We start from the raw sequence: 19,634 nt of genomic DNA on the forward strand, positions 1-19,634 counted from the left end.
TCTCAGGCGAAGGCCCAGATGTCCTCGGCCTGGAAGCCGACCTGATAGCCTGATGTCTTCAGCTTGACCACGACCTGGCCGATTTCGGCGGCCGGCAGCGCGCCGACCTCGACCTTGATCATGCCCGGACGATAGCGCTTGAGATCGAGCTGTTCGAAGACGATCCAGTCGGCGCCCTCGCAATCGACCAGGAAGGCGTCGATATGCGTGATGCCGTTGCGGTCGAGCAGCGTCTGCAGCGTTTCCGACGGCACCTCGATATCCCTCACGTGCGGCGCGAACTTGTTGAAATTGGCGTCGTCCTCGCCCCAGGCATTCTTGCCCGACATCAGATTGGTGTCGGTGACCGACGAGCAGCCGATGAACTCGATCGGCAGCGTGCCGGCCTCGAGTGCCGCGGCATCGAAAGTGTGGACGGTGATCGTGCCCTTGGTCTTCGTCACCGCGACCGGTTCGATGACGAAGCGTTCCGTGTCGGGATAGTTGGCGCGCAACCGCTTCTGATTGTACGGGATCGGCTCGACCAGCACGGCCCGCGCCCGCGGAATGCGGTGCAGCCACGGCGTGACGTCGTCGAACAGCGCGCCGTCGCAAGCGCCGACATTGACCATCTGGAAGGCTTGCCCACCGCCAAACCGCGCCTTCAGCGCCGCCTTGGCCAGGAATTTCGTGCCACGCAACGCGGGCCCGCGATCGAGCAGGCCGGCGGGCAGGCCGAGCGAAAGGGCGATGCGCGCCAGGCCGGAAATGGAACTCATGGCTTATCTCCAGGTATGGCCTGCAAGGCGATGGGTCGCCTTCCATTCAGGCTTGCCGACGCCCACAGCGCCATGATCGGGCCGACGAGCAAAAGGTAGGGCGGCAGAAGGTTCGGGAAGTAGATGCGGGTGTCGTGGATCGGAAAGACGGTGAATTTCGCCAGCACGCCAAGCACCAGTGCTGCAAGCAGGATGCCGGCGCGACGATCGAGCCGGAAGCCGGCGCGGCCGAGCGCAAACCACGCGGCCAGCGCCAGAACCGAGACCCCGACCCAGCTGTTGATGCTGATGGCGCGAATGAAGGATGCGGTAAACGCCTTGAGATAGGCGCCAAGCGAGAACGGCGGCTCGAAGCCATCCATATTGTAGTGCTGCTCGATGCTGGAGAACCACAGATGCGGCCACCAGCCGGGATGTTGGGCCCAGTGCGAAATCGCGAAATAGGCGACGAAGGACGCGGCAAAGCCGGCCAGCGCGCCCCATGCCCGCTGCCGGAAGACCAGCAGCAGCACGGCGAAAATGGCCAGGAACACGATGTTGTCCGGCCGCGCCATGAAGGCCATGAAAAGCAGGACAGCGGTCGCTGCCTCGCGGCCGCGCACATAAGCAAGCAGCCCGCCGAGGAACAGGGCCGAGCACATCAGATCCGGAGTCGAGGCGCGCGCCGCGTCGCCGAAATCGGCCATGATCAGTACCGCGCCGGCCACCGGCGCCAGCGCCAGCGCACCTTCGGTTCGCAGCCACAGCAGCGTGATCATCCCGAACAGCAGCACCGAGACCACCTGCAGCACCCGCATCGCCTCGACCGGCGACATCACCGAACTCATCGTCGAAAGAATCTCGGCGTAGAGGAACTTGATCCGGTACATGCCAAGCAGCGAGTGAAAGTCGGCGGCATTTTGCGCCATATGGCTGCGGAAACCGCCACCATCGTCGGTCAGCGTCTTGTAGTCGGCGGCCGACACGCCGGCCTGGACCGTGCTGTAGGCGTAGTCATGCAATGCCTGCGCATCGGGATAAGCGCCCTCCCCGGCGATTGCGAGATAAGGCAGCATGTCCCAATTGGCGTCGGGCATCGTCCAGGCCATGAACGCCGTCAGCAGGATATAGAGCGAAAACGCGATCGCGCCGATTGGCGCGGCCCATCGCGCATAAGTCCCCTCGCCCCACGCCAGAGCGGCCGCGGTCAGCCGGTCGAGTGTGTTTTGCGGGGCGGGAGACTTGCTCAGCATTGTCGGACTCGGGACTTCGCTCAACGGACTTCTTTTAACGGACTTGGCTTTTGACGAAATGCTTCACGATTCCCACAATGCCGCGCGACAGCAGGCTATCGAAAGCATCGACGAAACGGTCGACATGCTCGCGCTGACAGATCAGCGGCGGCTCGAGACGGATGACGTTGCGGTTGTATTCGGTGAAGGCGACGAGCACGTCATAGTCGCGCAGCAACAGCGCGCCGACGAAGCCCGACAGCGAGCCCTTCAGCTTGTCGTCGAGGACGCTGACGATCGGACGCAGCACCATCGGCAAGGTCTGCGAGAAGTCGTGGAACTCGAGCCCGACCATAAAGCCCTTGCCGCGCACATCCTTGATGATCTTCGGGTACTTCTCCTTCAGCGCCTGCAGACGCTGCAGCAGATAGTCGCCGGTCGTGGCGGCGTTGTCGATCAGCCCCTCATCATAGAGCACGTTGATGCCCTCGATCGCGGTGACGCAGGCCTCGCCCATGCCGCCAAAGGTGGCCATGGCATGGATCATCGCCGTCTTCGGCGTGCCATAGGCCTTCATATAGACCTCGCGCCGGGCGATCATCGCGCCGACCGCCGCCTTGCCGGCGCCGAGCGATTTCGCCAGCGCCGTCACATCGGGCACGACGCCATAATGCTCGAAGGCATAGAAGCGTCCCGAACGGCCATAGCCGCACTGCACTTCGTCCGCCACCCACAACACGCCATACTGGTCGCAGAGCACGCGCAATTTCTGCCAGTATTGCGCCTCTGCCTGGATGATGCCGCCGCCGCCCTGGATTGTCTCAAGCACTATGACGCCGACCTCCGGGTCGGAGCGGAACAGCCGCTCGACCGCTTCGATATCGGCGAACGGAATGCGAACGGTGTTCTCAGCCATCTTGAAGTCCGCGCGGTAGAGCTGGCCATCGGTAATGCCGAGCACGCCCTTGGTCTTGCCGTGGAAGGAATTCTCGGCATAGACGATTTTTGGCCTCTTCGGCCCGGCGGCGCGCTCGGCGAGCTTCACCGCCGCTTCCATCGCTTCCGAACCCGACGAGCCCAGAAACACCATGTCGAGATCGCCGGGCGAGCATTTGGCGATGTTGTGCGCAAGGGCCGATGCATATTGCGACATGAAGGCGATGGCGATTTCCTGGCGCTTCTCCTCCTGGAATTTGCGCCGGGCCTCCAGGATGCGCGGATGGTTGTGGCCGAAGGCCAGCGAACCGAAGCCGCCGAAGAAGTCGAGAATCTTGCGGCCGTTCTGGTCGATGTAGAACATGCCTTCGGCACGCTCGATCTTGATCTTGTGGAAGCCGAGCAGCTTCATGAAATGCAGCTGGCCCGGATTGAGATGCGCCTTGAACAGGTCGGTCATGCGCGCAACATCCATCGCCTTCGCCTGCTCGACGCTGATCAGGTCGGGCTTGGCGATGGCGGTAGGCGACAACGCCGGCGCGCCGACCATGGTGCGCGCGTTCGTCTGCTCAGGCTTGGCCATGACGGTCATTTCGGAGTTCTCCTGGTCGTCCCACCTATTCGGCGGGGACATGATTTGCGGTGACGGCAAGCCCGTCTTTCTTGGCGCGGTATTCGCTGTAGGCGGCGATCAGCATGTCCTCGTCGCGATATTGCGGCACCCAGCCGAGCTGGCGCTCGGCCTTGGATACGTCGAGCACGCACTCCTCATCGGCGATCAGATATTGTTCGGGATCCATGATCGGCATGTTCATGAGATCGAGCAGGTCGAGGGTGCGCTTGACCGCCCAGCCCGGCGTCGGGATCAGCAGCGACTTCGAGCCGGCATGCTTGATCAGGTCGCCCAGCAATTTCTTCACCGGCGGCGGATTGAGGGAGCCCAGATTATAGGCCTGGTTGGGCACGCCTGCCTTCCAGGCCGCGCGGGCAGCTTCCGCGCAATCGAACACCGAGATGAACTGATAGGGGTTCTTGCCCGAGCCGATCATCGGCACAGGAAAATTCCAGTCGATCAGTTTGAACAGCTTTTCCAGGATCCCGAGCCGGCCGGGACCGATGATCAGACGCGGGCGAAACAGCGAGATCGACATGCCGCGCTTGCGCCATTGAGCGGCGAGCTCCTCGGTCTTCTGCTTCGACCAGCCATATTCGCCGAGCGGTGCGACCGGGTGCTCCTCGGTCATCGGCTGGGTGACCGTGTGGCCGTAGATCATGTCGGTGGTGTAGTGGACGAGCTTGGACGCGCCGGCCTTGTCCATCGCCTGCATGATGTGTTCGGTGCCATGGAAATTCACCGGAAAGAAGAAGTCGTGACGCTTGGCCCGCACCTGGATCGGCGACAGCATTTTGGCCGACAGGTTGTAGATCATGTCGTCGGCCTTCAATCCGATGTTAGCCACCGAGGCCGTATCCGTGACATCGCAGGTGACGAAGCGAACGTTGCGATAGTGCGTCAGGTCGCTCTTGACGATGTCGGCAACGACAACCTCTTCACCATCGGCCACAAGCTTCGGGGCAAGATGACGGCCGACGAAGCCGTCGCCGCCGAAAATAACATGTCTCATCGAACGATCTCGTTTGTCTGGATCTTGTCGGGGATGATGGAAGCGGTTTGGTCGTCATGCCCGCGCCCGCCCAAGTCTCGACCGCTTTGCGCGATCAGCACGGTGCCAACGCAGATGAAGGCGATGCCGGCAATGCGCCAGGCATTGAGGTCCTCGCGGAAGATGAAATAGGCGAAGATCGCAACCGCGACATAGGCAAGGCTGAGGAACGGATACGCAAAGCTGAGCTCGACCTTGGACAGCACGTAGAGATGCGAAGCCATCGAGATGACGAAGGTGCACAGGCCGAGAAACACCCATGGGCTGAAAACGACCTGCAACAGCCTCAACAGCGGATTGGTGCCTTCGAACGAAATGGGACCGAGCGACATCATGCCTTGCTTCAGCATCAGCTGCGCGGCGGCATTGGTCATGACCGTGAACAGAATGAAGACGATGTATTTCATATTTTGCACCCGCCACTCGCAACGGTCCTATTACTAACCTGCAAACATTTCGTGAAGTCACGACAATGCTTTGAGTAAACTACGGAACTTACGATCTATTCACCATGACTTATTCGGATTGTACCTATTCAGCTGCCTCGACACGCCTTGGCCGGACGTTGAGCATTTTCGCCGTCCGCAGCCAGAAACTGGACACGAAAGCCGGGTCGCGCAGCGCTTCAAGCCGCTGCCAATTCGGGAAGGAGGCCGCGAAAGTATCAGCGCCCATGCGCGCATCCTTGTACGGGTTGACCGCGCCGCCGGCCGCGACCGTGATGCGGTCGAGTTCGCTGAGCAGGGCCAGCGTCCTGTCGCCGCGATTGGGGAAATCCAGCGTCAACGTGAAGCCTGGCCGCGGAAAGGACAGCAGCCCCGGCGAGCGGATCGAGCCGAAGCGCTTCAACACGGTGAGGAAAGAGCCCTGCCCGGCCCGTCGCGCCGCATCGAGCAGCGCCGGCACGGTCTGACGCGCGACATTTTCCGGCACCAAGCTCTGGTGCTGGTAGAGACCTTTCGGGCCATACAGCCGATTCCAGTCGCCGACACCATCAAGCGGAAAGAAAAAGCCCTGGTAGCCGGTTTGGCTCGGCCCCGGCGAGCGCCCCTTCTTCCACCGATAGGCGGCGTTGAAGGCGGTGAGGAACGGCCGGTTGAGCACATTGAACGGCGGCTGGAACGGCACTGAAAAACGGGAGCCGGCGCGAGACGCCGCATGCGAGCCATACTCGGCATGATTGCCTGTCAACAACAGGCCGCGCCCGCGGCCATGGCCGCCGGCAAGCTGGTCGATCCAGGCGACGGCATATTCATTGGCCTGGTCGGCGGCCTCGGCCAGTTCGAAGAATTCGCCGAGATCGGCAAACCGCGTTACCTTCTCGGCGATGTCGAGCGAATGCACCCGCATCAGCCGGATCGAGGCCGACAGGATCAGGCCGGTCAGCCCCATGCCGCCGATCGTCGCCGCAAACAGCCTTGCATTGTCGGTTGCCGAGCAGGTGTAGGTCCGCCCGTCCGAGCGCAGCAGCGTGAACGACTCGACATGGCAGCCAAAGGTGCCGCGCCGGTGATGGTTCTTGCCATGGACGTCATTGGCGATCGCGCCGCCAAGGGTGACGAACTGGGTGCCTGGGACGACAGTCGGAAAGAAACCGTAAGGTGCAGTGTGCGCAATGATATCGGAGAGGAACACGCCGGCCTCCGCCTCGAGCAGGCCGGTCTCGGCATTGAAGGCGCCGATGCGGTTCAGCGGCCGCATGTCCACGACCGCACCTGGCCCGTTCTGGCAGGAATCACCGTAGGAGCGGCCATTGCCATAGGCGAGCAGAGCGTTCTTTGTCGCCTTGCCGCTTCGCATCAGCGCGATGGCATCGTCGGCCGCGATGGCTCGCTTTGCGGCCGGCGTGGCGAGGCCAAAACTCCGGTACCGTTCGCCGGCCATCCCCTACCAGCCTCCCGCGACCAGAAGGGCGGCGCCGATCACCACGACGATCTGGCTTCGCCAGTCGCGAATGATGAAGATGACCGGATCGTCATTCATCTCGTTGCGGCGCGCCAGGATCCAGACCCGCATGGTCAAATACAGCACGATCGGCGCCAGCGGCCAGACCAGCCAGGGATGCGGATAGAGTTCGCGTACCGCGACGCTGTCCATGTACAGCGCCAGCACCAGCGCCGAGGAGAAGGCCGACGCCATTCCTGCCTGGGCGACGATCTCCTGGTCTTCGATGCGGTAGCCGCGGCCGGCAATGCGCTCGCCCACCGGAATGGCTGTGGTGCGCAGTTCGACATAGCGCTTCACCAGCGCCAGCGACAGGAAGAAGAAAATCGAGAAGGCGAGCAGCCAGAACGAGACTTCGACCCCGGTCGCCGCAGCACCTGCCAGCACACGCACAGTGTATAGCCCCGCCAGCGTCAGTACGTCGGCCAGGAGCATGCGCTTGAACGACAGCGAATAGGCTGTGGTCACCACCAGATAGCCGGCGAGCACGCCCAGGAACTCGATCGGCAACAGAAGCCCGGCGGCAATGCCGATCGCCAGCAGCACCGCCATCGCGCCGAGACCGAACGGGATCGACAAAGCGCCGCTGGCGAAAGGTCGGTTGCGTTTGGTCGGATGCTTGCGGTCGAGCGCAAGGTCGAAGAAATCGTTGAGAATGTAGATGGCGGAAGCCACGGCGCTGAAGGAGACGAACGCCAGCAGGCATTGCCAGATCATGTTGATGTTGAAGTATTCATGCGACAGCACCATCGGCACCGCGATCAGCGAATTCTTCAGCCACTGATGCACGCGCAGCATCTTGACGAATGTCTTCAATGTCCTTTTCGGCGCCGGCATCCTTTCGGCGCTATGCGCGGCCTGCCAGCGCTTCGCATGGCGGTCGGGCGCCACGACGATGGCCTTGCGTGCGGCTCCGAAAACCTTGACGTCGTGCCGGCTGTTGCCGGCATAGTCGAAACCGCCGTCGCCATAGGCGGCGATGAGCGCGTCGCGCTTGCGGCCCGAGGTCATGTTGTGGGGACCGTCGGTCGCCAGCACATAGTCGAAGACGCCCAGATGCGCCGCGATCGCCTCGGCGAACTTGCGTGGCGTACCGGTCGCCAGCACGATCTTGCGTCCGTCGCTATGGTCGGCGAGCAGCCGCTGCAGCAGCGCTTCGCGATAGGGCAGCGAGGCCGGATCGATATCGATGCGGTCGGCGATGGCTTGTTTCAGCCGCGCCGGGCCGGCGGCCAGCCAGTACGGGACCAGGAAAACATAGAGCGGATTCTTCTTGAGCAGGATGAACAGGCCTTCCCAAAGAAGATCGGTCGCAATCAGCGTGCCGTCGAGGTCGACCGCAAGCGGGATTGCGTTCTTGTCCGACCGCGCATCCATGTCCGTTCTGCCCTATTCATAACCGGTTGCGCCGTGTTTCGGCGTCTTCGCACCGGTATAGCGGCGGAACGGCGTATTGAACGTTAAAACGCACGGTTGCAGCCGGTAGGCGCCACGATATTTCCCGCGTCATTGTTAAGCAATCGCTACCGCGAACAATAAAAGGCCGGGCATTGCCCGGCCTTTACTACATCTGCTTGCCGACTTTACTTGATGCGGGCAACGCCACCTGAGATTTCGACCGTTTCCGAGCCGGTCAGGGCCTCGAGGTCACCATTGGGCAAGGTGACGAAACAGCCGTTCGGGCAGAATTCCACGGTTTCGCCGGCGGCCAGCGCCAGCTCCGTCTTGCCGCCGCCTTCCGTCACGATCAGCGTACGGGTCTCAGCATCCTTGTTGACCGCGCTGGCGGCAAAGGCCGAGCCACTCGCTGCGGTAAGAGCGATGGCGACGACGAGCGACTTCCACATTTTGCAATATCGGTGTTTCCACACCGCCTCTGTTGCATTTCGCAAGGCATTCTCGCCTTTGCATGTGAGCTTATAGGAGATGCAAGCTGAACCGCAACTGAATGCCGCATTCATGCCGCAATTGGTTTGGGAGGAGCTTGGGGCCTTAGCTGGGATCGGGTTTGCGGGCCTTGCGACCAGTTTTGGCCAGCCGCTTCGCCTCGGCGGCGGCTCTGGCCTCCGCCTGCTCCTTCTCGGCGAACTCGACCTCGATCTTGTCGTCGTCGATCGGCCATGCGTCGGTCTGCTTGACCTTGACCTCGGCGCGCGGCGTCGAGGGGATTTCTATGTGCTCGGCGTCAAAAGCATCGAGAACGGCAAAGCGGATATCGTTCTGAACGATGGCGCCGTTCAGCACATCGGCCAGGAACACGCGGATCTCGAACTCGAGTGCTGCCGGCCCGAAATTGGTGAACAGGACGAAGGGTTCCGGGTTCTTCAGCACCAGCGCATGGCCGCGCGCAATCTCAAGCAGGACCGCGTGTACCCGCTTGACGTCGCTGCCATATGCGACCCCGACCTTGATCTCCACACGTCCGAGCTTGTTGCGGTGCGTCCAGTTGCCGACGGCGTTGTTGATGAGGTTCGAATTGGGCAGGATCACCGATTGCCGCTGGAAGGTCTCGATTTCGGTGGCGCGCACGCTGATCTTCTTGACCGTGCCTGATGTGTCGCCGGCGACGATCCAGTCGCCGACCTTGAACGGCCGCTCGGCGAGCAGGATCAGGCCGGACACGAAGTTGGACACGACATTCTGCAGGCCAAAGCCGATACCCAGCGAAAGTGCGCCGGCAACAAGCGCCAGGTTGGAGAGATCGATGCCCGCCGCCGAGATGCCGACGAGCCCAGCGAGCGCGACGCCGGCATAGCCGACCGCCAGCCGGATCGAGTTGCGCACGCCGGTATCGACCTTGCCGCGCGCCATTACCGAGCCGTCGAGCCAGCCCTGGAACCAGCGGGTCAGGAAATAGCCGATGATGAAAACGACGATGCCGGTGAGGATGCCGGTGACCGAAATCGTCACCGAACCGACGGTGACGCCTGTCGCCAATTTATAGCCCCAGGCCTGGATATCGCCGGGCTGGAAGCCCCACATCAACAGGATCAGCGGCAGGAACACCAGCACGATCATCAGGTTGATGGCGACGCTGACGACGAGGCCGAGTTGGTCGAGCGCGGTGTCCTCATAGCTGGAATTGGTCTTCAGCCAGCGCCCGATGGACGTGCCGGCGAAACCACCCTCCTCGCCGATCTCGCGCGCCGACAGGAAGCCGATATAGGCGGTGAGCAGGATGGTGCCGGTGACCACGACCTGCAACGAGACGAAGATGGCAAGACCGATATAGCCGAACAGTGCCGCCGCAATCGTGAACAGGCCGAGCGCGACACAGGTGTAGCGCAGCCAGGCCGGCCAGGGGCGCCAGCGCCCGTCGGCGTCCTTGTAAGGCTTCAGCAGCGCCATAAGGATCAGGATGACGCCCACGATGACGGTGGCGACAAAACTCCTGGCCACCGTCAGCGACAGGGGCGAGCCCATCTTGTCGTTGACGATCGACAGGAAATTGTTGATGCCGATGACGACTGCCATGGCCGTCGTCAGCCGCACCAGCCAACGCGCCGGGCCGGTCTCGACCTGGATCAGGCGCCAGTTCGGCATGCTGGGCGACAGAGCCGCATTGGTCAGGCGGTTGACACAGAACACTATGGCGATGACGGCTGCCAGCGCGTTGAGGAAAACGCCTATGTCGCCGCGCAGCACATTGTAGTAGTTGTACAGGAACACCGTCGAGGCGAGGAAGGCGCTGACCGCCAGCGTCGGCAGCAAAGTCGACCAGAACGCCACCGACAGGCGACTGAGATATGTCGGATCTTCAACCGACGCGTCGGGCTCGAAGATGCGCCCAAACAGGCGGCGCCCACCGACCAGAAGCACCACCGCCAAAGCAAGCGCCATGAGGGTCGCCGCGAGCATCGCCTGGAACTTGAACTTGAAGGCAAAGCTCAGCCACGATGACACCGCCCTGTAGAAGTTGGCGTATTCGTCCCTTGCGTCGGAAAACACCTGGGGGCTCAGTGCATCGGACAGCACATAGCGCTTGGTTAGGCCGCTGCGAAACAGCTCGCTGCGCATATTACCGATCTTCTCGATCAGCGAATTGATGCGAATCGACAGGTTCTGCGCCCCGGCGATGACGGCGTTGATCTCCGCCTTTTCCGACGCCAGCGCCTGGCGCTCGCCGGTCACGATGTCCGGTTCAGGGGGCTGTCCGGCAGCCGGCGGGGCGCCAAGCTGCTCGAGCCTCGAATTGATCTCTCCCAGCCGCGAACGAAACGCCAGCGCGCTGTTCAGCGCAGCGCGCGACAGCTCTTCCAACTGCAGGCGGATCTCGACGAGGGTGGTGTCGTCGACGCCGTCCTCCTGGACTTTCTTCTCCAGAGCGTCGGTTTTCGTCGTCAAACCCTGCAGGATTTTCTGCTGGTCGGCGACCAGCCCGGCAGGCGCCTGGCCCAGCCCCTGCGCCATCGCGCCGAACGAATGCGGCGCCAAGGCAACGAGCGCGAGGACCAGGATCAGGCGAAAGAAGCGAAAAAGCATAATGGTGGCGACTCAAAGGGCGGCAAGGCCGCTTCTAAAGCGGTCCTTGATAGAGACGCTCATCCCGTGGAGCAAGTCGTGGCGAAGTCATGACAGTTGGGCGCCTTGCGGGAGTCGGCCAGTCGAAAAGCCATGGCGCAATCTTGGCTTTGCGCCCGCCGCCTGCTCTATAGTCTGCCGCATCGCACCCGAGCCGGATGGCTTCAGGTCTGTTGGACCTGAAATCATCCGGCTCTACAAATCAAAGATATAGAGCATGATGTCGTCCGAAAACCGCTTCACACTTTTCGGCATCATGCTCTAGGGATGACATGAAGAATGGCGGAATATTCAGCCCTTTCGCTTCTCACGAACGCGCTCAAGGGAAACAAGGACTGGAAGCCGGCCTGGCGCAAGCCCGACCCCAAGGCTTCCTATGACGTCATCATCATCGGTGGCGGCGGCCACGGCCTGTCGACGGCGTACTATCTGGCCAAGGAGCACGGCATCACCAATGTCGCGGTGCTGGAAAAGGGCTGGCTGGGTTCCGGCAATGTCGGCCGTAACACCACGGCGGTGCGCTCCAACTACCTTTTGCCGTCCAACACCCGCTTCTACGAACATTCGATGAAGATGTGGGAGAACCTTTCGCACGACCTCAACTACAACGTCATGTTCTCGCAGCGCGGCTGCCTGAATCTGGCTCACACGCCGGGCCAGTTCGACGACTTGGCAAGGCGCGGCAACGCCATGCGCCATCTCGGCGTCGATGCCGAGCTGATGAGCACCGCCGAGATCGCGCGCCTGGTCCCGGCGCTGGACATGTCGGCCTCCGCGCGCTTTCCCATCGTCGGCGGCCTGATGCAGCCGCGCGCCGGCACCGCCCGTCACGATGCGGTTGCCTGGGGCTATGCCCGCGGCGCCGACCGACGCGGCGTCGACATCGTCGAGAATTGCGAGGTCACCGGCTTCCTGCGCGACGGCGACCGCATCACCGGCGTGCAAACGACGCGCGGAGAGATCCGCGGCAAGAAAGTTGCCGTGGCCGTTGCCGGCAGCACCGGACGGGTGATGCAGCTTGCCGGCATCGACAGGATGCCGATCGAGAGCCATGTGCTGCAGGCCTTCGTCACCGAATCGCTGAAACCTTTCGTCGACACGGTGCTGACCTTCGGCATGGGTCATTTCTACATGTCGCAGTCCGACAAGGGCGGCCTCGTCTACGGCGGTGACATCGACGGCTACAACAGCTACGCTCAGCGCGGCAACCTGCCCATCGTCGATGAGGTGATGAGCGAGATGCTGGCGCTGTTTCCCGGCCTTGCGCGTGTACGCATGCTGCGCTCATGGGGCGGCGTCTGCGACATGTCGATGGACGGTTCGCCGATCATCACCACCGGCCCGCTGCCGGGCATGTATCTCAATTGCGGCTGGTGCTATGGCGGCTTCAAGGCGACGCCGGCCTCGGGCTGGTGCTTCGCATACACCATCGCCAAGGACGAACCGCACGCGTTCAACGCGCCGTTCACGCTCGACCGTTTTTATCGTGGCCTAGTGATTGACGACAAGGGCCAGGGCGCAACGCCCCGGCTGCATTAGGGTTCAAACAAATGCTTATCACTTGTCCCTATTGCGGCCCGCGCGACGTCATCGAGTTCACCTATCAGGGCGACGGCAACCGCGAGCGCCCGCAGCCCAACTCGCAGGACCTCGACGCCTGGAACGCCTATGTCTACGATCGGCTGAACCCGGCCGGCGACCACAATGAGATCTGGCAGCATTCGGGCGGCTGCCGCACCCATCTGAGGATGGTGCGCAACACGGTCACGCATGAGATTTCCAGCACCGGTTTCGCCCGCGGCGACCACAATGCCGCCGCCCGGCACAAAGCCGGAGGCAAGTCGTGAGCCCGCGCCGCACCGAGACCGGCGGCCGCGTCGACCGGCTGCGCACCATCCGCTTCACCTTCGACGGCACGCCCTACACCGGCCATGCCGGCGACACGCTGGCCTCGGCGCTGCTTGCTAACGGCGTCACGCTTTTCGGCCGCTCATTCAAATACCACCGCCCGCGCGGCCTGCTCTCGGCCGGCGTCGAGGAACCGAACGCGCTGGTGACGGTGCTGCGCGGCGAAGTGCGCGAGCCCAACATCGCCGCAACCATGGTCGAGATCTATGACGGGCTGGTGGCCGTCAGCCAGAACCGCTTTCCCTCGCTCGCCTGGGACATCAACGCCGTCAACCAGCTCGGCGGCAAGATCCTGGCCGCCGGCTTCTACTACAAGACCTTCATGGGCCCTGTCTTCGGCCCCCTGAAAGGCACCCGCTTCTGGATGTTCTGCGAGCATTTCATCCGCCGCGCCGCCGGCCTGGGCCGCGCCGGTATTGCCGCCGACACCTCGCGCTACGAGCGCATGAACGCGTTTTGCGACGTGCTGGTGGTCGGCTCCGGCCCGGCCGGCCTGTCAGCCGCCAAGGCCGCTGCCGACCAGGGCGCGCGCGTCATCCTGGCCGAACTCGAGCCGCGTTTCGGCGGCTCGGCCAACTGGTCCGGCGAGGCCATCGACGGCGCGCCGGCCGCCGACTGGGCGGCGCGCGCCGTCAGCCAGCTCGAAGGCCATGACACGGTCCGCCTGCTGCCGCGCACCACGGTGTGGGGCTATTACGACGGCAACACGCTAGCCGCGCTCGAGCGCGTCACCGACCACAAGGAAACGCCCGGCAAGGGCGAGCCGCGCCATCGCTACTGGGCGATCCGCGCCAAGACGGTGGTGCTGGCCACCGGCTCTTTCGAGCGGCCGCTTGTGTTCCCCGGCAATGACCGGCCGGGCGTCATGCTGGCGCATGCCGCCGAGCGCTATGCTAACGATTATGGCGTGCTGCCCGGCGACAGGATCGCGCTGTTCACCAACAATGACAGCGCCTATCGCTCGGCGCTGGCGCTGAGGAAGGCCGGGGCGGCTATTGTCGCCATCGTCGATGTGCGCCCCGAGCTTTCGGCCGAAATGCGCAGCCTCGCCACCGAGGCCGAAGCCGAAATCCTCTCCGGCCATGCCGTGGTCGCCACCGAAGGCGGCAAGGCGCTCTCCGGCCTCAAGGTGCAGCGCTTCGACATGACCTCGGGCGCGCTCAGCGGTGACGCCCGCAGCATCCACGCCGATTGCCTGCTGATGTCGGGTGGCTGGTCGCCGACCATCCATCTCGCCAGCCAGGCCGGTGCCAGAGCCGAATGGAACCCTGCCCGCCAGGCCTTCCTGCCGCCGAAACCGACTCGGCAATGGATTGGCGCCGGCGCTTTCAACGGCAGCTTTTCGACCGTCGAAGCCATCACTGAGGGCCGTGCAGCCGGCCTGTCCGCCGCGGGCGGAGCGGCTGCGCCGGCAGCTTTGCCGGATGTCGAAGCAGCCCCGGGAAACCCCGATCCGGCGCCGGTGTTCGAGATCAAAGCCAAGGGAAAAAGCTTCGTCGACTTCCAGCATGACGTGACTGCTGAAGACGTGCGGCTGGCGCATCGCGAAGGTTTTGTCTCCGTCGAGCATCTGAAGCGCTACACCACGCTCGGCATGGCGACCGACCAGGGCAAGAACTCCAACGTTCCGGGCCTCGCCATCATGGCCGAGGCGTTGGGCAAACCGATCCCCGAAGTCGGAACGACGCGCTTCCGCCCGCCCTATTCCGCGGTGTCGATCGGCTCGCTTGCCGCCGAACGCTTCGGCGATCTGAAACCCGAGCGCCTGACGCCCATGCATGACTGGCACCTCGCCAATGGCGCAACGATGTATTCCGCTGGCCTCTGGTATCGACCAATGATCTACGGCCTTGCCGGCGAGACGGTCGAGCAGGCCTATGTCCGTGAAGCCAGGGCGACGCGCGAAAGCGCCGGCATCGTCGACGTCTCGACGCTGGGCAAGATCGCCGTTCAGGGGCCGGATGCGGGCGAATTCCTCGACCGGGTCTACACCAACATGTTTTCCACCCTCCCCGTCGGCAAGGCCCGCTACGGCCTGATGCTGCGCGAGGACGGGCTGGCCTTCGACGACGGCACCACATGGCGGCTCGGCGAACAGGATTTCCTGATGACGACCACCACGGCCAACGCCGGCAAGGTGATGCAGCATCTGGAATATTTCCTCGACGTCATCTGGCCGGAGCTCAAAGTGCACGTCACCTCGGTAACCGACGAATGGGCGGGCGCGGCCATCGGCGGGCCGAAGGCGCGGGCCATCCTCGCCGCCTGTGTCACCGGCACCGCGGTCGACAACACAGCCCTGCCGTTCATGGGCATCGTGCGCGGCGAGATATCAGGCGTGCCGGTGATGATTTGCCGGCTGTCCTTCTCCGGAGAAATGGCCTTCGAGGTCTATTGCGGCGCCGGCTACGGCACCCATGTCTGGGAAGCCCTTATCGAAGCCGGCAAGCCGTTCGGCCTGGTCACCTACGGGCTGGAGGCGTTGGGCACGATGCGCATCGAAAAGGGCCATGTCACCGGCGCGGAGATCGACGGGCGCACTACGGCGCGCGACCTGCATCTCGACTGGATGCTGTCGAAGAAGAAGCCGTTCATCGGCTCGGCGATGATGGACCGCGAAGGCCTGATCGCGCCCGAGCGGCTGCAGCTGGTCGGCCTAGTCTCGCTCGACAATCGGCCGTTCAATGGCGGAGCCCACCTCGTCGAGGAACTGGACGAAGCCAATCCGCACGACTCCATCGGCCATATCACCGCCTGCTGCTACTCGCCGGCGCTGGGCAAGCACATCGCGCTGGCTTTGGTCGAGGGCGGCAAGGCGCGCCATGGCACCCGGGCATTCGTCTCCGATCCGCTGCGCAAGCGGTTCGGGCCGGTCGAGATCGTCTCCAACCATTTCTACGACCCGGACGGGAGCCGCATGCATGGCTGAGCGCCAATCACCCGAACGCCAATCACCCGAGCGCCTCTCGCCGCTCGAGCCGGTGTCCCATCCGGGTTCGCACGGCAATTTCGAGCATGGCGTTGAAGTCATCCTGACCGAGACCCGGCCGGGCTCGATCCTGCAGCTGGCCGCGTGGCCGGGCGCGGAAAAGCAACTGATCGACGTGATCGGCAAGGTCACCGGCCTCGATTTGCCCGATGGCGCCGGCGGCGGTCTCGCCAAGGACGGCAAGGCCGTGTTCGGTTTCGCGCCTGGAAAATTCACAGTCGTCGACGAGGCCGAGGGCCTGGCGGCGAGTTTTGCCGGGGACGTAACCCCGGCAATCGGCACGATCACCGACCTGTCGCATGGCCGCACCGCTATCCGCATCGCCGGCCCTAAGGCCGAATGGGTGCTGGCGAAATTCTTCGCCATCGACTTTGCGCTGCCCGCCTTCCCGATCGGCTCCGGCCGTTCGACCACCCATCACGACGTCTTTGCGCAGATCCAGCGCACCGGCACCGACCAGTTCGACATCTATGTCTTCCGCTCCTTCGCCCGCTCGTTCTGGAAGGCGCTCTGCCATGCCAGCGAGGAGGTCGGCTACGAGGTTCAGTAGGGCCGACAGCCGTTCTGGCCTCAAGGCCAGCCGGTTCTGCCGCTAGAGAATGCTCCAATGGAAGCCCATGGTGGGGAACGTGGCCCAACCGGCCCAGGGGATCAAAAAGCTCCCGTCTCAGAGTCGGCATCGTCGTTTGGTTCGAACATCCCCATGACCGCAGAACTATCCGCCGGCGCCACGGATCGCGCCGATGTGTCGGCCAGAGCCTTGCTCCTGCTGCCGCTGACGGTCGCCTGCGGTGTGTTCATGACGAGCCTCGACCAGAATGTCGTGGTCACCGCCCTGCCCGGCATCAGCGACAGCCTCGGCCGGCCGCCGAGCCAGCTCGGCCTGTTGATCACCGTCTATGTCGCCAGCCTGATCATCTCGATGCCGCTCGGCGGCTGGGCCGCCGACCGCTTCGGCTTGCGCAACGTTTACTGCTTCGCCTTGCTGGTGTTCGCCGCGTCATCGGCGCTGTGCGGATTGTCCAACGACATCTGGACGCTGGTCGGCGCCCGCGCGCTGCAAGGCTTCGGCGGCGCCTTGATGGGGACGCTCGGCCAGGTCGTCATCCTGTCGACCTTCCCGCGCAGCCGCACGCTGACGATCAACCTGTATATTTCGCTGGCCGGCCAGTCCGGACCGCTGGTCGGCCCGCTGGTCGGCGGCGCGCTGACGACTTATATCTCCTGGCGCTGGATCTTCTTCATCAACGTGCCGTTCGCGCTGGCGGCGGCCGTTCTTGCCGCCTCGCTGTTTCCGACTGTTACCAAACCGGTGCGCACGCCGTTCGATTTCCCGGGCTTCCTGCTGGTCGGCAGCGGCATGGTCCTGCTGGTCTTCGGCATGGATTCGCTTGCGGCCAAAGACGCCGCCGGCAGCATGATTGCGGCTGAGCTGGCGCTGGCGATCATCATCCTGACGCTTGCTTCCTTCTACTGCCTGCGCGCCCGCAACCCTTTGCTTGACCTGAAGCTCCTGCGCATCCGCACCTTTCGCATCTCCTTCCTCACCGGCGGCGGACTGGACACGATCGGCCTGAGCTCTGTCGTCTTCCTTTTGCCGCTGATGTTCCAGCTCGGCTTCGGCATGAGCGCGGTGCAGGCGGGGTCGCTGACCTTCGTCGCCGCGATCGGCTCGCTGATCATGCGTGTCTTCATGCCGCGCCTGCTCAACCGCTTCGGCTTTCGCCGCGTGCTGGTCGTCAACACGCCGATCGTTGCTGCCATGGTAGCCGGCTTCGCCTTGATAGAGGCAACCACGCCGGTCTGGATCGTGCTTGCCTATATCTTTGCCTTCGGTGTCCTGCGCTCGGCGCAGTGGGCGTCGACCGGCAACCTCGCCTATTCCGACATCGCGCCCGACCAGCTCGCCCGCTTCAGCGCGCTCTACTACATACTGTGGCAGTTGGGGGTGGCGATCAGCGTCGGCCTGGCGGCGGCGCTGTTGTCGTTCCTGGCCGGCGGCTGGCCGGCGGTGACCAACGATTTCCGCATCCTGTTCGTGGTCGAGGGCGTCATCACGCTGTGCGCGCTGATTGCCTATCTCAAGCTGACACCGCAGGACGGCGCCCATGTCAGCGGCCATGGCGCGCAGATGAACGTGGAATAGGATGGGCGAGTGTAAGGCTCGCTTTATTCGCTGAACGTCACCCACTCTTCCAGCGGCACGCGGTCGGTGCGGAAATCGTTTTCGGGTTTCGACGTATCCTCGAGGCCGAGCGCCATGCCGCAGACGACGATCTCCTCGTCGGGAATGTTGAGCACTGGCCTTATCTGCCGGTGATAGGGCGCGAAGGCTGCCTGCGGGCAGGTGTGCAGGCCCCTGCCCCGCGCCGCCACCATGATGTTCTGCAGAAACATGCCGTAGTCGATCCACGAGCCCTGGTTCAGCCGCCGGTCGATGGTGAAGATCATGCCGACCGGCGCATCGAAGAAGACGAAGTTGCGGTCGTGCTGGGCGCGCATCTTGTCGACCTCGCGGCGGCCGATGCCGAGTGCCCCATAGAGCCCGAAACCGTTGGCGCGGCGGCGGGTGAGATACGGCTCGAAGAACTGGGTGGGGTAATAGCGATACTCGTCCCAATCGGCCTTTTCGGCGCGGATACCGGAATTCAGGATGGCATCGGTGATCTGCTGCTTGACGTCGCCCTTGACGACATAGACCCGCCAGGGCTGCATATTAGTGCCCGAAGGCGCGCGCGCGGCGACGCCAAGAATGGCTCGGATCGTCTCGTCATCGACCATGTCGGGCAGGAAGGCGCGCACTGAACGGCGCGAGATGATCGCCTCGTCGACAACAGCCGCGTTTTGCGCTGCCAGGCCATTTTTTTCCAGCATGGGCCGTCCCTTTGCGCACACTTCGAAAGCCGAACCGGCTATCGGAGAAGACCTTGCGCAGATTTCAATCCTTGGTCGCCGACCCGCATTCCCACACCCGCCGCTCGTGCCAGAGCCTTTGCATGAACCTCCAAAATCGCGCAAGCAAATCTTGTGTGCCCATGAAAATTCTCTTGATTTTTTCACGGACATGAGCTCTCATGAAATTCATTTCCAGTTTTTCATCAAGTGAGCGTTTTGCCCCCAGCTATCCCCAAAACATTGCAGGGACCCGACGAGCGCCTGTTGGCAAGCGACATCCGTGCGCTGCGCAAGGCGCGTGGGCTGACGCTAGCTGAGATCGCGCTGAAGCTTGGCCGCTCTGTCGGCTGGGTCAGCCAGGTCGAGCGCGGCCTGTCGATTCCTTCGCTCGGCGACCTCAGGGCCTTCGCCGATTTGTTCGACGTGCCGCTCAGCCTGTTCTTCAGCCACGACGTGCCGATCGAAAAGGAGCGCGGCGTTGTCGTGCGCGCCGGCAGCCGGCGCACGCTTGGCACAAGCGAATCCGGCCTGGTGGAGGAGCTTCTGTCGCCCGATCTCGGCGGTAGTTTCGAGATGGTGCGTTCGATCTTCGCGCCGGGCGCCGAGATGAAGAGCGAGCAGCGGCGGCCGACCGAGGAAGCCGGCTACATCGCCTCTGGCATTTTCGAGATCGAGATCGCCGGCGTCTGGCACCGTCTTGTCGAAGGCGATTCCTTCCGCTTCGAGCGCAAGCCGTACCGCTGGCGCAATCCCGGCAGCGAGCCGGCCGTGGTCATCTGGGTGGTTTCGCCGCCTGTCTACTGAACGA

The 19,634-nt window shown here is 63.4% G+C and carries 16 protein-coding genes; 6 read left to right on the forward strand and 10 right to left on the reverse strand.

What is annotated here, in order from left to right; translation table 11 throughout:
- Positions 1–2 precede the first annotated feature (2 nt).
- From NKK52_RS13035 to NKK52_RS13075, 9 genes are all read right to left on the reverse strand, one after another.
- Complete coding sequence (locus NKK52_RS13035; protein WP_023670377.1) at positions 3–758, reverse strand: FkbM family methyltransferase; 756 nt, start codon at positions 756–758, stop codon at positions 3–5.
- Entirely contained in the window at positions 755–1,990 is a 1,236-nt protein-coding gene (locus NKK52_RS13040; RefSeq protein ID WP_023681792.1) for a hypothetical protein, read from the reverse strand. Before NKK52_RS13040 ends, NKK52_RS13035 begins: the two co-directional genes overlap by 4 nt.
- A gap of 34 nt (positions 1,991–2,024) precedes the next feature.
- On the reverse strand, positions 2,025–3,455 hold the full coding sequence (locus NKK52_RS13045; protein WP_245260818.1) for an aspartate aminotransferase family protein: 1,431 nt from the start codon (positions 3,453–3,455) through the stop codon (positions 2,025–2,027).
- 67 nt (positions 3,456–3,522) lie between these two features.
- Positions 3,523–4,530: an NAD-dependent epimerase/dehydratase family protein gene (locus NKK52_RS13050; RefSeq protein ID WP_023681794.1), complete on the reverse strand. Its 1,008-nt coding sequence runs from the start codon at positions 4,528–4,530 to the stop codon at positions 3,523–3,525.
- Positions 4,527–4,976, reverse strand: coding sequence for an EamA family transporter (locus NKK52_RS13055; protein ID WP_023670373.1), 450 nt, complete (start codon positions 4,974–4,976; stop codon positions 4,527–4,529). The genes NKK52_RS13050 and NKK52_RS13055 overlap by 4 nt, the downstream gene beginning before the upstream one ends.
- Before the next feature lie 124 nt (positions 4,977–5,100).
- On the reverse strand, positions 5,101–6,453 hold the full coding sequence (locus NKK52_RS13060) for an FAD-binding oxidoreductase (protein WP_023681795.1): 1,353 nt from the start codon (positions 6,451–6,453) through the stop codon (positions 5,101–5,103).
- 3 nt (positions 6,454–6,456) lie between these two features.
- The gene (locus tag NKK52_RS13065) at positions 6,457–7,890 is read right to left on the reverse strand and encodes a UbiA family prenyltransferase (protein WP_023681796.1); all 1,434 of its coding nucleotides are present in this window, start codon (positions 7,888–7,890) and stop codon (positions 6,457–6,459) included.
- A 206-nt stretch (positions 7,891–8,096) separates the two neighbouring features.
- Positions 8,097–8,360, reverse strand: a complete 264-nt coding sequence (locus NKK52_RS13070) for a hypothetical protein (RefSeq protein WP_023670370.1) — start codon at positions 8,358–8,360, stop codon at positions 8,097–8,099.
- A gap of 145 nt (positions 8,361–8,505) precedes the next feature.
- Positions 8,506–10,995, reverse strand: coding sequence for a mechanosensitive ion channel family protein (locus NKK52_RS13075; RefSeq protein WP_023681797.1), 2,490 nt, complete (start codon positions 10,993–10,995; stop codon positions 8,506–8,508).
- A 318-nt stretch (positions 10,996–11,313) separates the two neighbouring features.
- Between NKK52_RS13075 and NKK52_RS13080 the strand changes: the two genes are divergently transcribed.
- The 5 genes from NKK52_RS13080 (at position 11,314) to NKK52_RS13100 (ending at position 18,077) form a co-directional block, all read left to right on the forward strand.
- The gene (locus NKK52_RS13080) at positions 11,314–12,573 is read left to right on the forward strand and encodes a sarcosine oxidase subunit beta family protein (protein WP_023670368.1); all 1,260 of its coding nucleotides are present in this window, start codon (positions 11,314–11,316) and stop codon (positions 12,571–12,573) included.
- A gap of 11 nt (positions 12,574–12,584) precedes the next feature.
- A complete protein-coding gene (locus NKK52_RS13085; protein WP_023670367.1) occupies positions 12,585–12,881 on the forward strand; it encodes a sarcosine oxidase subunit delta in 297 nt (98 codons plus the stop codon).
- Positions 12,878–15,871: a sarcosine oxidase subunit alpha gene (locus tag NKK52_RS13090; RefSeq protein WP_023815505.1), complete on the forward strand. Its 2,994-nt coding sequence runs from the start codon at positions 12,878–12,880 to the stop codon at positions 15,869–15,871. Before NKK52_RS13085 ends, NKK52_RS13090 begins: the two co-directional genes overlap by 4 nt.
- Positions 15,864–16,481 (forward strand): sarcosine oxidase subunit gamma, encoded by a 618-nt coding sequence (locus NKK52_RS13095; protein ID WP_050592012.1) that lies wholly within the window; start codon positions 15,864–15,866, stop codon positions 16,479–16,481. The genes NKK52_RS13090 and NKK52_RS13095 overlap by 8 nt, the downstream gene beginning before the upstream one ends.
- Before the next feature lie 153 nt (positions 16,482–16,634).
- Positions 16,635–18,077 carry an MFS transporter gene (locus tag NKK52_RS13100; protein WP_023685243.1) on the forward strand — a complete coding sequence of 481 codons (1,443 nt, stop codon included), beginning with the start codon at positions 16,635–16,637 and terminating at the stop codon, positions 18,075–18,077.
- Positions 18,078–18,100: 23 nt separating this feature from the next.
- Here the strand turns inward: NKK52_RS13100 and NKK52_RS13105 are convergent, their stop codons facing one another.
- On the reverse strand, positions 18,101–18,805 hold the full coding sequence (locus NKK52_RS13105; RefSeq protein WP_023685242.1) for a nitroreductase: 705 nt from the start codon (positions 18,803–18,805) through the stop codon (positions 18,101–18,103).
- A gap of 282 nt (positions 18,806–19,087) precedes the next feature.
- Here NKK52_RS13105 and NKK52_RS13110 point away from each other — a divergent pair, with 282 nt between their 5' ends.
- Entirely contained in the window at positions 19,088–19,630 is a 543-nt protein-coding gene (locus tag NKK52_RS13110) for a helix-turn-helix domain-containing protein (RefSeq protein WP_023685241.1), read from the forward strand.
- The last annotated feature ends 4 nt before the right edge of the window (positions 19,631–19,634 follow it).

Source organism: Mesorhizobium sp. C277A, from assembly GCF_040324395.1.
Classification (GTDB): domain Bacteria; phylum Pseudomonadota; class Alphaproteobacteria; order Rhizobiales; family Rhizobiaceae; genus Mesorhizobium.